This is a genomic window from Stenotrophomonas sp. YJH_SMC_14-1 (genome assembly GCF_059372275.1).
Map to the genome: position 1 here is coordinate 310,053 of NZ_JCAFVK010000002.1, position 12,879 is coordinate 322,931.

Below are 12,879 nucleotides of genomic sequence, written 5' to 3' on the forward strand. Positions count from 1 at the left end.
ATGTCCTCCACCCTCATCACCAACGCCCGGATGGTCAACGAAGGCCGCACCTTCGACGGCGACCTGCGCATCGAGAACGGCCGCATCGCGCAGATCGGCAGCGGGCTGGCGCCGCGCGACGGCGAGCAGGTGGTGGATGCGGCCGGACGCTGGCTGCTGCCCGGCATGATCGATGACCAGGTGCACTTCCGCGAACCGGGCCTGACCCACAAGGGCGACATCGCCAGCGAATCGGCCGCGGCCGTGGCCGGTGGCCTGACCAGCTTCATGGACATGCCCAACACCAACCCGCCGACGCTGGATTCGACCATCCTCGAAGCCAAGTACGAGCTCGCGCGCGGCCGCGCCTGGGCCAACTATGGCTTCTACCACGGCGCCAGCAATGACAACCTCGACGCGATCCGTGCGCTGGACCCGAAGAAGGCCCCGGGCGTGAAGGTGTTCATGGGTGCTTCGACCGGCAACATGCTGGTGGACAACCCGGAAACGCTGGATGCGATCTTCCGCGAATGCCCGACCCCGATCATCACGCACTGCGAAGACACGCCGATGATCGATGCCAACCTGAAGGCCTTCCAGGGAAAGTACGGCGATGCGCTGACCCCTGACATGCATCCGGACATCCGTTCGCGCGAGGCCTGCATCAAGTCGACCCGCCTGGCGATGTCGCTGGCGCGCAAGCACGGCACCCGCCTGCATGTGCTGCACATCTCCACCGCCGATGAGCTGGCGCTGTTCGAGAAGGGCCCGCTGATCCGCGCCGACGGCAGCCGCAAGCAGATCACTGCCGAGACCTGCGTGCACTTCCTGCACTTCGCGCGCCCGGATTACGCGACCAAGGGCAACCTGATCAAGTGCAACCCGGCGATCAAGGAAGTGTCCGACCGCGAGGCGATCACCGCTGCGCTGGCCGACGACGTGCTGGACGTGCTGGCCACCGACCACGCGCCGCACACCTGGGAAGAGAAGCAGAAGCCGTACGCGCAGGCACCGTCGGGCCTGCCGCTGGTGCAGTACGCGCTGGTGGCCGCGCTGGAGCGCGTGCACGAAGGCAAGCTGACCCGCGAGCAGGTGGTGCAGAAATTCGCACACGCGCCGGCACAGTTGTTCGACGTGGAAGAGCGCGGCTTCCTGCGCGAAGGCTACTTCGCCGATCTGGTGCTGGTGGAAGACGTGCCGTTCACCGTCAAGCGCGAGGACGTGCTGTCCAAGTGCGGCTGGTCGCCGTTCGAAGGCACGACCTTCCGTTCGCGCGTGGCCTCCACCTGGGTCAACGGCCAGCTGGTGTGGGATGGCAGCAAACTGGTCGGCGAGCCCGCCGGCCAGCGCATGACCTACGACCGCTGATGCGCGCGGCCCTATTTACCGGGGCGCTGCTGCTGGCGGCGCCCCTGCTCAGCGTACCGTCGGCTCACGCGCAGGATGCCATCGGCAGCCTGATCGACAGCCGCGTGGTGTTCCCGGCCAGTGCGTCGCAGGGCGCACTGGTGATCGGCAAGGTTCCCGCCGGCAGCCGCGTGCAGTACGCCGGTCGCCAGCTGCGGGTGAGCGGCTACGGCAGCGTGGTGTTCGGCATTGGCCGCGACGAGAAGGGACCATTGCGCGTGCAGGTGCAGCGCCCCGATGGTGGCAGCGAGACCGCGACCATTGCGGTGACGCCGCGCGACTGGCCCACCGAGCGGGTCAACGGCGTGCCGCCGAAGACGGTCAATCCGCCGCCGGCGATTGCCGAGCGGATCAAACGCGAACAGGCGCAGGTGACCGCCGCGCGTGCCCGCGATGACGACCGCACCGACTTCACCCAGACCTTCATCTGGCCGGTGCAGGGCCGCATCAGCGGTCGCTTCGGCAATGCGCGCGTCTACAACGGGCAGCCCGGTGCCGGTCATTCCGGCATGGACATCGCGGTACCGACCGGCACGCCGGTGAAGGCACCGGCCGCCGGCATCGTCACATTCGCCGGGCCGGACCTGTACCTGACCGGCGGTACGCTGCTGCTCGACCACGGTTTCGGGGTCAGCTCCAACTTCCTGCACCTGTCGCGCATCGACGTAAAAGTTGGCGACCGTGTGGAACAAGGCCAGGTGATCGCCGCGGTCGGCGCCACCGGCCGCGCCACCGGCCCGCACCTGCACTGGGGCATGAACTGGTTCGATACCCGTATCGATCCGCTACTGGTACTGGAACGCAAGTAACGCGCGCAATGCGCTTTGGTGGGTGCCAACCTTGGTCGGCACAACCTCACAGAGCGTGCGGACCAAGGTCCGCACCCACCAGAAGCAGTCAACAGCGCCGATCGATCAACCGCGCGCGGCCCACCACACGCGCAACAAGGTGCGCACCGGGGTCGCTTCAATCGGCTTGCCTGCGGCCTGCGCGGCAACGCGGGCGCGCGCCAGGCTGGACCACACACGGCGCGGGCGCGGGCCGGGCACGCGGCTGCCCCAACCCTTCAACAGATGCTGCGCCCAGCGCTGTGCAGCCGTGCTGGCATCACCGTCCAGCAGGCTGCGCGGTACACCGGCCACGCCGGCATCCTGCAGGCGCTGGGCCAGGGTCTGCAGCTGCACCGCACGGCCGGCACCGGTGCGCGGCTTGTCCGCGAACAAGGCCGCCTCGACCGCGGCCACGGCTTCAGCGTAGTTGGCCAGCGCACGCTCGGCACTGGCGGCGTCCAGCGCGACGGTGCGTGCTTCAACCAGATCCGGCAGCGCCTCGGCCAACTGCACCCACGGCGCACGCACCGGCTCCAGCAGACGGCCCAGTGGATGGCGCGAACGATGCCCGGCCCAGCTGCGCAGCTCCTCGCCCCACCATGCCAGCTTGGCATCGGCCGGCAGCGGATCGCCGCCGGTATTGAGCATGTCGTCGAACTCCTGCAGCAGCGCAAACCACGCCACGGCAAGCTCGCGTTGCGATTCGGCCACGAACGGGGCGGCCACCGACCATTCCGGCCAACGGCTGCGCCACTTGTCGAGGAAACTGTCCAGCGCGGTACTGCTCACTACGTGATTCCTTACGGCTGGGCCGGGGCTGCCGGCCGGGTCGGCCAGAGACTGGCCAGTTGCAGAAGTTCGGCGTTCTCGACCAGCACGTCGGCCTGCCAGGCCAGCGGGTCGTCGCTGTGCAGGCGGTAGCCCCACAGCGCCGCCACCGACGGCATGGCGGCAGCGCGTGCGGCGATGATGTCGCGCTCGTCGTCACCCACGTACACGCAGTCTTCGGCGGCAATGCCAATGGCCTGCGCAGCGTGCAGCAGCGGCAGCGGGTGCGGCTTGCGTTCGGCCAGGCTGTCACCGCCGACCAGCACCGCGCAGCGCTGCTGCCAGCCATGCTGCGGCAGGATCAGGCGCGCCAGGTACTCGGGTTTGTTGGTGACGATGCCCCACACCGTACCGGCCTCATCCAGCGCGGCGAGCATGCCGGCCACGCCGTCGAACAGCACTGCGTGCTGGCCGATCAACGCTTCATAGCGCTGCAGGAATTCCGGGATCAGTGCATCGCGCGCAGCGGCATCCAGGTCCGGGAACGCGGCCGAGACCATCGCCCGCGAGCCCTTCGACACCACCGGGCGCAGTGCGGCCGGGTCGATGGGTGCACGACCACGTTCGGCCAGCATCGCGTTGCAGGTGGCGACGAAGTCCGGCGCGCTGTCCAGCAACGTGCCATCCAGGTCGAACAGCACCGCACGCGGGAAGCGGGCGGACGTCATGCCGGCTTGACCGCGTAGGCCAGGTAGTTGATGTCGGTGCGGCTGCTCAGGCGGGCGTGGTTGCGCCACGGCTCGTAGGCCATGCCGCTGACGTCCACCAGCTGCATGTCGGCCTCGCGCAGCCAGCGCGCCAGCTCGGCCGGCTTGATGAATTCCTGGTAGTGGTGCGTGCCCTTGGGCAGCAGCCGCGCCACGTACTCGGCACCGACAATCGCCACTGCGAAGGCGGCAGCGGTGCGGTTGATGGTCGACAGGAACAGGTGGCCGCCCGGCTTCAGCAGGCGCTTGCAGGCCTCGATGATCGCGCCCGGGTCCGGCACGTGCTCCAGCATTTCCATGCAGGTCACCACATCGAAGCTGCCCGGCTGCTCGGCGGCCAGGTCCTCGGCGGCCTGCACCCGGTAATCGACCTTGGCGCCGCTTTCCAGCGCATGCAGGCGCGCGACCTTGACCAGCTCCGGGGCCAGGTCGATGGCGGTGACGTCGGCGCCGGCCTGGGCCAGCGCTTCGCTCAACAGGCCGCCACCGCAACCGATGTCGAGCACGCGTGCGCCGCGCAGCGGCACGCGGTCGGCCACGTATTTCAGGCGCACCGGGTTCAGCGCATGCAGCGGCTTCTGCGGGCCGTCAGCGTCCCACCAGCGGTTGGCCAGTGCGGCGAACTTGTCCAGCTCGGCCTGATCGAAATTGGAGGAAGCGTGGGGGGCAGTCATGAGGGAGTCCTTGCGGCGCCGGGTTTCAGGCGCGGATATGACGGATGCGCTCGCGCCACTGGCGCGCGTTGGCGATGATGCCCGGCAGGTCCATGCCGACCAGCTCGCGCTGCACGAGCTTCGGCTTGCCGGCGATCCAGACGTCGCTGACCTGCTGGCGGCCGGTGGCGTACACCAGCTGCGACAGCACGTTGTGCAGCGGCTGGGTTTCCAGCGCACACAGGTCGACGCAGACCAGGTCGGCCTGCTTGCCGACTTCGATCGAGCCGATGCGCTCGCCGAAGCCCAGCGCGCGGGCACCGCCCAAGGTGGAGGCGCGCAGCGTGGTCGCCGCGTCCAGCGCGGTGGCGTCATCGGCCACGGCCTTGGCCAGGATCGCCGCGGTGCGGTTCTCGCTGAACATGTCCAGGTCGTTGTTGCTGGCGCAGCCGTCGGTGCCGATCGCCAGGTTCACGCCGGCGCGCTGCAGGGCGCAGGCCGGGCAGAAACCGGAGGCGAGCTTCAGGTTCGATTCCGGGCAATGCACCACGCTGACGCCACGCTCGGCGCACAGGTGGATTTCCGCATCGGTCAGCTGGGTCATGTGCACCGCGATCAGGCGGTCGTTGACCAGGCCGAGGCGATCCAGCCGCGCCAGCGGGCGCTGGCCGTGCAGCTTGATCGAATCGTTGATCTCCTGCGCGGTCTCGTGGGTGTGCAGGTGCACCTGCATGTCGAGCTGGTCGGACAGCATCCGCACCCGCTCGAAGTTGGCATCGTTGACCGTATACGGCGCATGCGGCGCGAACGCGGTGCCGATCAGCGGATCGGTGCGCCACTGGTCATGCAGTTCACCGGCCTTGGCGAAGTACTCGTCGTCGGTCTTGGCCCAGGCGGTGGGGAAATCGATGATGACCGCGCCGACCAGCGCGCGGAAACCATGCTTCTTGTAGACGGCGGCCTGCACATCGCCGAAGAAGTAGTTCTCGTTGGCGCAGGTGGTGCCGCCGCGCAGCATCTCGGCGATGGCCAGGGTGGTGCCGTCGGCGACGAATTCGGGGCCGATCACCGCCGCTTCCACCGGCCAGATATGCTGCTGCAGCCAGGTCATCAGCGGCAGGTCGTCGGCGACGCCGCGCAGCAGGGTCATCGGGTTGTGCGTGTGCGCATTGACCAGGCCCGGCATCAGCGCCGCCTCGGGGCGGCTGACCACCTGGGTGGCGCGGAACCGTGCGCGCGCCTCGGCACGCGGCAGGATGGCCACGATCTCGCTGCCACGCACGGCAACGGCATGGTCTTCCAGCACCACCGCATGCGGCTCGATCGGAACGACGTAACCGGCTTCGATGAGCAGGTCGCAGGCTTCGGGGAGGTGCGGGCTATCGCTCATGCGGGCTCACTGGCTGGGGGGCGGCGAGATACTTCTGGGGACACGCCCCTGAGTCAGGGGCTGCCGCGAAGCGGCGGGGTCTGGAAACCCGTGAAGCGGGGCCCATGATCTGCCGAAGCAGATCATGGGAGCGCCAGCGCGAATGCGATGGCGCGTATCCGGCCAGCGGCCGGCACTACCGTAATCCGGCTGCGCCGGATTACTTGACGCGTGCGGAGTATTCGCCCGAACGGGTGTCGACGCGGATCACTTCGTCCTGGTTCACGAACAGCGGCACGCGGACCACGGCGCCGGTTTCCAGGGTGGCCGGCTTGCCGCCGCCGCCCGAGGTGTCGCCACGGACGCCCGGATCGGTTTCGGTGATCTTCAGCTCGACGAAGTTCGGCGGCTGCACGAAGATCGGCTCACCGTTCCACAGGGTGACCACGCAGGACTCCTCGCCCTTCAGCCACTTCTCGGCGCCGCCCATGCCGGCCTTGGTGGCCTGGACCTGCTCGAAGGATTCCGGGTCCATGAAGTGCCAGTACTCGCCGTCGCTGTACATGAAGTTCATGTCGGTATCGACGACGTCGGCTGCATCCAGCGAGTCGGTCGACTTCATGGTCACTTCCTGGGTACGGCCGTCCTTGATCAGGCGGTACTTCACGCGGGTGAAGGCCTGGCCCTTGCCCGGCTTGACGTATTCGGTGTCGATGATGACGGCCGGTTGGTTGTTGACCAGGATCTTCATCCCGTTCTTGACGTCGTTCATGCCGTAGCTGGCCATGCGTAAACTCCTGAGTGGCAAAAACGCCGCGGGTGCGGCGAGCCGTTAGAATGGAAAGCCCACCGGATGCCGGTGGGCGACTGTTTTTCTGCCCCCATGATAACCGCAGGCCCCCTCTCCATGCAGCTTTCCGCCTTCCCCCGGCCCCAGTCGCCAGGCGCGCCCGCGCGTTGGCAGCAGCTCTGGCGCCAGGCACTGCGCGACCCGCAGGCGCTGCTGGCCCGGCTGGAGCTGGACCCGGCGGCACTGGGCGTCTCCGAAGCGGCCATGGCCCAGTTCGCGCTGCGCGTGCCGGAGGGGTTCGTGGCCCGCATGCGCAAGGGCGATCCGGCCGATCCGCTGCTGCGGCAGGTGCTGCCGATCGACGAGGAAATGCGCCCGGCGCCCGGGTTCAGCTTCGATGCGGTGGGTGATGGTGCGGCCAAGAAGGCCACCGGCGTCATCCAGAAATACCGTGGCCGCGCCCTGCTGGTGGCGACGGGCAGCTGTGCGATCAACTGCCGCTACTGCTTCCGCCGCCACTTCGACTATGGCGCGGAGAACGCCGCCAAGGGTGGCTGGCAGGAGGCCGTAGCCGCCATCGCCGCCGACCCGGACATCGACGAGGTGATCCTGTCCGGCGGTGACCCGCTGTCGCTGGCCACGCACAAGCTGGTCGAGCTGACCGACGCCCTGCGCGCGATCCCGCATATCCGCCGCCTGCGCATCCACAGCCGCCTGCCGATCGTGCTGCCCGAGCGCGTGGACGATGAACTGGTCTCCTGGCTGGGCAGCCTGCCGTGGCCGCTGGCGGTCGTGGTCCACGCCAACCATGCCAATGAATTCGATGCCAGCGTGGACACGGCGATGGCCCGCCTGCGCGGCATCGGCGCCCAGCTGTTGAACCAGGCGGTGCTGCTGCGCGGGGTCAACGACAGCGTGCAGGCCCTGCAGGACCTGAGCGAGCGCAGCTTCGCCGCCGGCGTGCTGCCCTACTACCTGCACCAGCTGGACCGGGTCGAGGGCGTGGCCCACTTCGAAGTGGACGACACCCGGGCCAAGGCATTGATTGCCGGGTTGACCGCGCGCCTGTCCGGCTATCTGGTCCCGAAGCTGGTGCGCGAACTGCCCGGCGACCCGAGCAAGCGCCCGGTGTAATTCCGTAGCGGGGTCAGATCCCTTTTCCTGCGGAAAAGGGATCTGACCCCGCTACAACGTCAATCGGTCAAACGCCCGATTCGATCATCCGCACCACTTCGGTGGCGGTGACCGGGTGGCTCAGCCAGTAGCCCTGCCCCAGATCGCAGCCGCGCTGCGCCAGCAGTTCGAACTGCGCCTGCTGCTCGATGCCCTCGGCCACCACCGTGATGCCCAGCGCGTGGGCCATGGCGATGATCGCCGTGGTCAATGCGAGGTCGTCGGGATCACGCTGCATGTCGGCCACGAAGCTCTTGTCGATCTTCACGCCGTCCACCGGCACCTGGCGCAGATGACTGAGCCCAGAGAAGCCGGTCCCGAAATCATCCAGCCAGACCTTCACGCCGGTGCGGTGCAGCTTGTCCAGCAGCTGCGCCGCGACCATCTCGTCACCGATCACCGCGGTCTCGGTCAGCTCCAGATGCAGGCGCGACGCAGGCAGCCCGGACTCATGCAGGCATTGCGCGACCAGCGCCGGCAGTTCGCCGCCGCGCAGCTGCCGCGGTGACACGTTGACCGATACGAACAGGTCGTCGCCTGCCACGCCACGTGGCCATTGCGAGGCCTCCATGCAGGCCGCACGCAGTACTTTCGGCCCGATGATCTCGATCAGGCCGCTCTGCTCGGCCACCTCGATGAACACCGATGGCGGAATCGTGCCCAGGGTCGGATGCTGCCAGCGCAGCAGCACTTCGACGCCGACCATGCGGCGGTCGCGCATGCGGAAGATCGGCTGGTAGGCCAGGCGCAGTTCGCCGCGCTCCCAGGCCCCGCGCAGCTCCTGTTCCATATGCACGCGACGTTCGACCGCGTGGTCCATCGCCCGGCTGTAGTAGCGATAGCAGTTCTTGCCGGCCATCTTCGCCTGGTACATGGCGATGTCGCCGTTTTTCAACAGGGTGGTCGCATCGGCCGCATCGTCGGGGAACAGGGTCACGCCGATCGAGGTGCCCAGGAACAGCTCCCTGCCCTGCACCACCAGCGGCCTGCCCAGCTCGCGCACCAGCACTTCGGCCAGCAGCCGCACGTTGGCGGCCACATCACCGTCGCCCACCAGGATCACGAACTCGTCACCGCCGAAGCGGGCCAGCAGGGCCTCGTCGCCGCCTGCCTCCGCAACGGCGCGGCCGATGCGCTGTGCGAACTGCAGCAACGCCTCGTCACCGGCCTCATGGCCAAGCGTGTCGTTGACCCGCTTGAAATCGTCGATGTCGGCGAACAGCAGGCCCAACCGGTGATTGGCGGCACGCGCCGCCATCAGCCGATGGTCCAGCGCTTCGCGGAATGCCAGCCGGTTGGTCAGCCCGGTCAGCGCATCGGTATAGGCCATGCGCCGCACTTCACGGTCATGGCGGGCGATCGCATCGCGCATGCGGGCGAAGCCGCGCACCAGCTCACCCACTTCGTCGTCACGGGTGTTCTCGGCCAGGGGCGTCTGGTAGTCACCGGCCTCGATGCGGCGCGCGGCCGCGGCCAGATCGCGGATCGGCGCGACCAGCGTGCGCTGCACGTACAGGATCACCACCACGCCGATCACCACCAGCAACCCCAGCATCAGCAGCAACCAACCCAGGTGGCGGCTGCCGACCAGTTGCAGGCGCTCGCCAAGGGTGGCGTTGGCCGCCTGTTCGCGTTGCTGCACTTCGTCCAGCGCCATGCCGACGCGGACGCCGCCGATGCGCTGGTTGCCGACCATGATCGGCATCGTGTTGTCCAGCACCTTCGGCGATTCCTGCACCAGCAAGGCCTGCGCCGCCGCAGCCTTGGGCGCCAGGGGATCGGCCATCGGCTGGCCGAATCCCGGGACCTCGACCGAGCCGTCGTGCACCAGCCGGCCGCGCTCGTCGAACACCAGTACATAGCGCACCACCGGCTGTCGCGCCGTGCTGCGCACCAGCACGCCGACCTGGTCCAGGTCGCGGTAATACAGCGGGTTGGCCAGCGCATCGGACAACTCGCGTGCCATCGCCTCGCCGCGGCTGCGCACGCTGCGGTCGAACAATTCATGGATGACGCCACCGCTGAGGGTGCGCACCTCGCTCTGCATCGCCGTCTGGCGCCCCAGCAGCACCGCCAGGATGGCGACCACCACGACCATCGCTCCGCCCATCGCCAGCAGGAACCGGGCCTGCATCCCCGAGCCGAGCCACTTCATTCCACTTCCATCCGCACGCGCGTCAATCCTTGTTTCAATTCATCCAACCGCTGCTGCGCATGCGCATCGACACGGTGGAAACCGGAAGTGCCAAAAAACCGATGCAACGCACCCTGTGCCTGCGGGTCGCTGGCGGCCTGCAGCAGGACTTCCTGCAGGCGGTCGCGCACCCGCGCATCGAGGTCGGCGCGGACCATCTCCACCGCACGCGGGTAGGGTTCGGTGCGCAGCAGTTCGCGGAAATCGCGCCGGAATGCAGCCGGCACCCGCCGCTCGTCGTTCCAGTCCACGCTGCTCACCGCCCCCACATCCGCCATCCCCTTGTGCACGTACGTCGCGATGTTCAACTCGCTGCGCGCGAACACATACCCCACGCTGTCACGCCCTGGCACGTCCCAGACCCCGGCCAGGATCTGCGGCGACAGGCCATGGTTCAGCAGAGTCATCACCGGCACCAGGTAGGCGCTGGTGGATGCCGTGTTCTGCAGGGCCAGGCGATGGCCGCGCAGATCCTGCACCCGCTGGATGGGACTGTCGCTGCGCACGAAGAACACCGTCTGGTATTCGCGCACCCCATTGCGCTCGGTCAACAGCAGCGGCCGCGCGCCACTGCGCTGGCCCAGTGCCACCGCCGTACCGGAGGTTTCCGTGACCCAGTCGACCCGTCCCCGCCGCAGATAGCTGGCCATCTGCTGCGGGTCGCGGGCCATCAGTACCCGCCCCTCCTGGATGCCAACGTCATGCATGCGCGCTACCACGTAGTCCAGCAGGGGTTGCAGCTGCTCGTAGTGAGCCTGGGGGTCATCGCTGATCCGGCCCAGCACCAGCACCGGATCCGGTGCTGCATGCACGGCTCCGGCCAGCAGGACCATGGCCAGGCTCAGCAGTCCCCCCTGCATTGCCTTTCGCAGACCCGACACAGACGTCATCCCCCCCTGGGTATCCAGACAGACTACCCGAAAAAATGAGAACGTCGTCAGCTGTCCTTGCTGCCGGCCTGGGCCAAACGCGCCATGCGCTGGGTGTCGGCGAGGATGCCGCGCAACAGGCGCACTTCCTGCTCGCTCGGCTCGCTGCGCAGGAACAGGCGGCGCAGCTTGCGCATCGCCGATTCGGGCGCGCGGCCCTTGTGGAAATCGATCTCGTCCAGAGTGTCGCCGAGCTGGGCGAAGAAGCTCTCCATCTGCTCATGGCTGGCGGCCTGTTCGCGGAAGCCCGGCTCGGCGTCGGCGGCCGGCTGCGCGCCCAGCAGCTGCATGCGCGTTTCGTACGCCAGCACCTGCACGGCGGCGGCCAGGTTGAGCGAGCTGAACTCCGGGTCTGACGGGATGTGCACTGCGGCGTGGCAGAGCTGCAGCTCCTCGTTGGTCAGGCCGGTGCGCTCGCGGCCGAACACCAGTGCGACCTCGGCACCTTCGCCCGCCTTGGCCACCGCACGGGCGGCAGCGTCGGCCGGCAGGTACTCCTCGAGCTGGACGCGGCGGGCACGGGCCGTGCAACCCAGTACCAGGCGGCAGTCAGCCACGGCCTCGGCCAGGGTGGCCACCACCGGAGCGTCCCCCAGCACGTCTTCGGCACCGGCCGAGCGGCGGAAGGCCTCCTCGTCCAGCGGCTTTTCGGGGGCGACCAGCACCAGGCGGGCCAGGCCCATGGTCTTCAGGGCGCGGGCGGCAGCCCCCATGTTGCCGGGGTGCTGGGTACCGACCAGGACGAATCGGAGGCGGGTGGCGGCGGGAAACTGGGACATGAACAGGGAAAAGGTCGAGCTGGACGATGACCAATGGTAAACTGTGCGGCCGGCCACTGCGCCGGACCCGCTCTTTTCCCCCGCCAGTCCATCTCTTCTGCCTTTCCGGGAGCCCACGCCATGCAGAAACCCGCCGTCACCGTCATGGTCAAGGCCGCCCGCCTCGCCGGCAACGTCCTGTTGCGCAACATCAACAAGCTCGAGGCACTGAACGTGGTGCAGAAGGGCCGGATGGACTACGCCAGCGAAGTGGATGCGGACGCGGAAAAGGTCATCGTCAAGGAACTCAAGCGCGCCTACCCGGATTACGGCATCTTCGGTGAAGAAGGTGGCGTGCAGGGCGAGCGCCGCCAGATGTGGGTCATCGACCCGCTGGATGGCACCAGCAACTACCTGCGCGGCGTGCCGCACTACTGCGTGTCGATCGCCTTGGTCGAGAACGGCGAGCCGACCGATGCCGTCATCTTCGATCCGCTGCGCAATGAACTGTTCACCGCCAGCCGTGGCGCCGGCGCCGTGCTGAACGACCGCCGCATCCGCGTGGCCGACCGCAAGGATCTGGAAGGCACGATGATCCACACCGGCTTCGCCCCGCGCGAACGCAGCCGCGCCAGCGCGCAGCTGAAGTCGGTCGACACCCTGCTGGTCCAAGCTGAGGACATCCGCCGCACCGGTTCGGCCGCGCTGGACCTGGCCTACGTGGCCTGCGGCCGCGCCGACGCCTATTTCGAAGCCGGCGTGAAGGCGTGGGACATCGCTGCCGGGCTGCTGCTGGTCCGCGAGGCGGGTGGCAAGGTCTGCGACTTCAAGGGCGCGACCCTGGGCCGGATGGACAACCGTGGCCCGGAGACCCACCAGATCGTTGCCGGCAACCTGAAGGTGGCCGAGTCGCTGCAGAAGGTGCTGGTGAACACTGGCTACGCGGCGGAGTTCGACGCGAAGTTCTGAGGTTTCGCGTAATGCGGTTCATGGAGACGGCGCCTGCGAGGGTGCCGTTTTCGTTTGTGCGCACGGAGAGTCATTTCCGCGACCGCGGAGGGGTGTCACTTTCTTTGCGCGCAAAGAAAGTAACCAAAGAAACGCTCCGCCAGCCGCGAGCCGTCGCTACGCGACGGTTCCCTGCGCTTCTCGGAGAATCAGGGGACGGCGCCGAACTCGCTGCGCTCAGACACCGGCGCCTCTTCGCCCCTGATTCCCCTGCGATGCTCGGCTCGCTCAAGGCGGACTGGAAGATCAAGATC

12 protein-coding genes are annotated in these 12,879 nt (G+C 68.0%); 4 read left to right on the top strand and 8 right to left on the bottom strand.

The window, feature by feature from the left end; all coding sequences use genetic code 11:
• The gene (locus AC5P9P_RS06420) at window positions 1-1,347 is read left to right on the top strand and encodes a dihydroorotase (RefSeq protein ID WP_049430184.1); all 1,347 of its coding nucleotides are present in this window, start codon (window positions 1-3) and stop codon (window positions 1,345-1,347) included.
• Window positions 1,347-2,195: a M23 family metallopeptidase gene (locus AC5P9P_RS06425; RefSeq protein ID WP_005414018.1), complete on the top strand. Its 849-nt coding sequence runs from the start codon at window positions 1,347-1,349 to the stop codon at window positions 2,193-2,195. The genes AC5P9P_RS06420 and AC5P9P_RS06425 overlap by 1 nt, the downstream gene beginning before the upstream one ends.
• 105 nt (window positions 2,196-2,300) lie before the next feature.
• On the opposite strand, the gene AC5P9P_RS06430 is transcribed toward AC5P9P_RS06425, so the two are convergent.
• From AC5P9P_RS06430 to efp, 5 genes are all read right to left on the bottom strand, one after another.
• Window positions 2,301-3,005 (bottom strand): squalene/phytoene synthase family protein, encoded by a 705-nt coding sequence (locus AC5P9P_RS06430; protein WP_033834682.1) that lies wholly within the window; start codon window positions 3,003-3,005, stop codon window positions 2,301-2,303.
• 11 nt (window positions 3,006-3,016) lie between these two features.
• Window positions 3,017-3,712, bottom strand: coding sequence for a phosphoglycolate phosphatase (locus tag AC5P9P_RS06435; RefSeq protein WP_005410378.1), 696 nt, complete (start codon window positions 3,710-3,712; stop codon window positions 3,017-3,019).
• Window positions 3,709-4,425, bottom strand: a complete 717-nt coding sequence (gene ubiG, locus AC5P9P_RS06440; RefSeq protein ID WP_005410379.1) for a bifunctional 2-polyprenyl-6-hydroxyphenol methylase/3-demethylubiquinol 3-O-methyltransferase UbiG — start codon at window positions 4,423-4,425, stop codon at window positions 3,709-3,711. Before ubiG ends, AC5P9P_RS06435 begins: the two co-directional genes overlap by 4 nt.
• A 25-nt stretch (window positions 4,426-4,450) precedes the next feature.
• Window positions 4,451-5,794 carry a TRZ/ATZ family hydrolase gene (locus AC5P9P_RS06445; RefSeq protein WP_049404641.1) on the bottom strand — a complete coding sequence of 448 codons (1,344 nt, stop codon included), beginning with the start codon at window positions 5,792-5,794 and terminating at the stop codon, window positions 4,451-4,453.
• 199 nt (window positions 5,795-5,993) lie between these two features.
• Window positions 5,994-6,560, bottom strand: a complete 567-nt coding sequence (gene efp / locus AC5P9P_RS06450) for an elongation factor P (RefSeq protein WP_005410381.1) — start codon at window positions 6,558-6,560, stop codon at window positions 5,994-5,996.
• Between the two features lie 120 nt (window positions 6,561-6,680).
• Between efp and epmB the strand changes: the two genes are divergently transcribed.
• Window positions 6,681-7,697, top strand: a complete 1,017-nt coding sequence (gene epmB / locus AC5P9P_RS06455) for an EF-P beta-lysylation protein EpmB (protein WP_033834684.1) — start codon at window positions 6,681-6,683, stop codon at window positions 7,695-7,697.
• 67 nt (window positions 7,698-7,764) lie between these two features.
• On the opposite strand, the gene AC5P9P_RS06460 is transcribed toward epmB, so the two are convergent.
• From AC5P9P_RS06460 to AC5P9P_RS06470, 3 genes are read right to left on the bottom strand one after another with little or no spacing between them, the layout of a single operon-like run.
• On the bottom strand, window positions 7,765-9,891 hold the full coding sequence (locus AC5P9P_RS06460; protein ID WP_049404639.1) for a putative bifunctional diguanylate cyclase/phosphodiesterase: 2,127 nt from the start codon (window positions 9,889-9,891) through the stop codon (window positions 7,765-7,767).
• Complete coding sequence (locus AC5P9P_RS06465; RefSeq protein WP_049404638.1) at window positions 9,888-10,820, bottom strand: phosphate/phosphite/phosphonate ABC transporter substrate-binding protein; 933 nt, start codon at window positions 10,818-10,820, stop codon at window positions 9,888-9,890. The genes AC5P9P_RS06460 and AC5P9P_RS06465 overlap by 4 nt, the downstream gene beginning before the upstream one ends.
• A gap of 47 nt (window positions 10,821-10,867) precedes the next feature.
• On the bottom strand, window positions 10,868-11,638 hold the full coding sequence (locus AC5P9P_RS06470) for an RNA methyltransferase (RefSeq protein WP_005414025.1): 771 nt from the start codon (window positions 11,636-11,638) through the stop codon (window positions 10,868-10,870).
• A 120-nt stretch (window positions 11,639-11,758) separates the two neighbouring features.
• Between AC5P9P_RS06470 and AC5P9P_RS06475 the strand changes: the two genes are divergently transcribed.
• Window positions 11,759-12,586, top strand: a complete 828-nt coding sequence (locus tag AC5P9P_RS06475; protein WP_005410386.1) for an inositol monophosphatase family protein — start codon at window positions 11,759-11,761, stop codon at window positions 12,584-12,586.
• Window positions 12,587-12,879: the final 293 nt, after the last annotated feature.

What these genes read in the sequence shown, in the direction of transcription:
- AC5P9P_RS06420 (WP_049430184.1), top strand. Translation starts at nt 1, where the DNA reads ATGTCCTCCACCCTCATCACCAACGCCCGGATGGTCAACGAAGGCCGC.
- AC5P9P_RS06425 (WP_005414018.1), top strand. Translation starts at nt 1,347, where the DNA reads ATGCGCGCGGCCCTATTTACCGGGGCGCTGCTGCTGGCGGCGCCCCTG.
- AC5P9P_RS06435 (WP_005410378.1), bottom strand. Translation starts at nt 3,712, where the DNA reads ATGACGTCCGCCCGCTTCCCGCGTGCGGTGCTGTTCGACCTGGATGGC.
- ubiG (WP_005410379.1), bottom strand. Translation starts at nt 4,425, where the DNA reads ATGACTGCCCCCCACGCTTCCTCCAATTTCGATCAGGCCGAGCTGGAC.
- AC5P9P_RS06445 (WP_049404641.1), bottom strand. Translation starts at nt 5,794, where the DNA reads ATGAGCGATAGCCCGCACCTCCCCGAAGCCTGCGACCTGCTCATCGAA.
- efp (WP_005410381.1), bottom strand. Translation starts at nt 6,560, where the DNA reads ATGGCCAGCTACGGCATGAACGACGTCAAGAACGGGATGAAGATCCTG.
- epmB (WP_033834684.1), top strand. Translation starts at nt 6,681, where the DNA reads ATGCAGCTTTCCGCCTTCCCCCGGCCCCAGTCGCCAGGCGCGCCCGCG.
- AC5P9P_RS06460 (WP_049404639.1), bottom strand. Translation starts at nt 9,891, where the DNA reads ATGAAGTGGCTCGGCTCGGGGATGCAGGCCCGGTTCCTGCTGGCGATG.
- AC5P9P_RS06465 (WP_049404638.1), bottom strand. Translation starts at nt 10,820, where the DNA reads ATGACGTCTGTGTCGGGTCTGCGAAAGGCAATGCAGGGGGGACTGCTG.
- AC5P9P_RS06470 (WP_005414025.1), bottom strand. Translation starts at nt 11,638, where the DNA reads ATGTCCCAGTTTCCCGCCGCCACCCGCCTCCGATTCGTCCTGGTCGGT.
- AC5P9P_RS06475 (WP_005410386.1), top strand. Translation starts at nt 11,759, where the DNA reads ATGCAGAAACCCGCCGTCACCGTCATGGTCAAGGCCGCCCGCCTCGCC.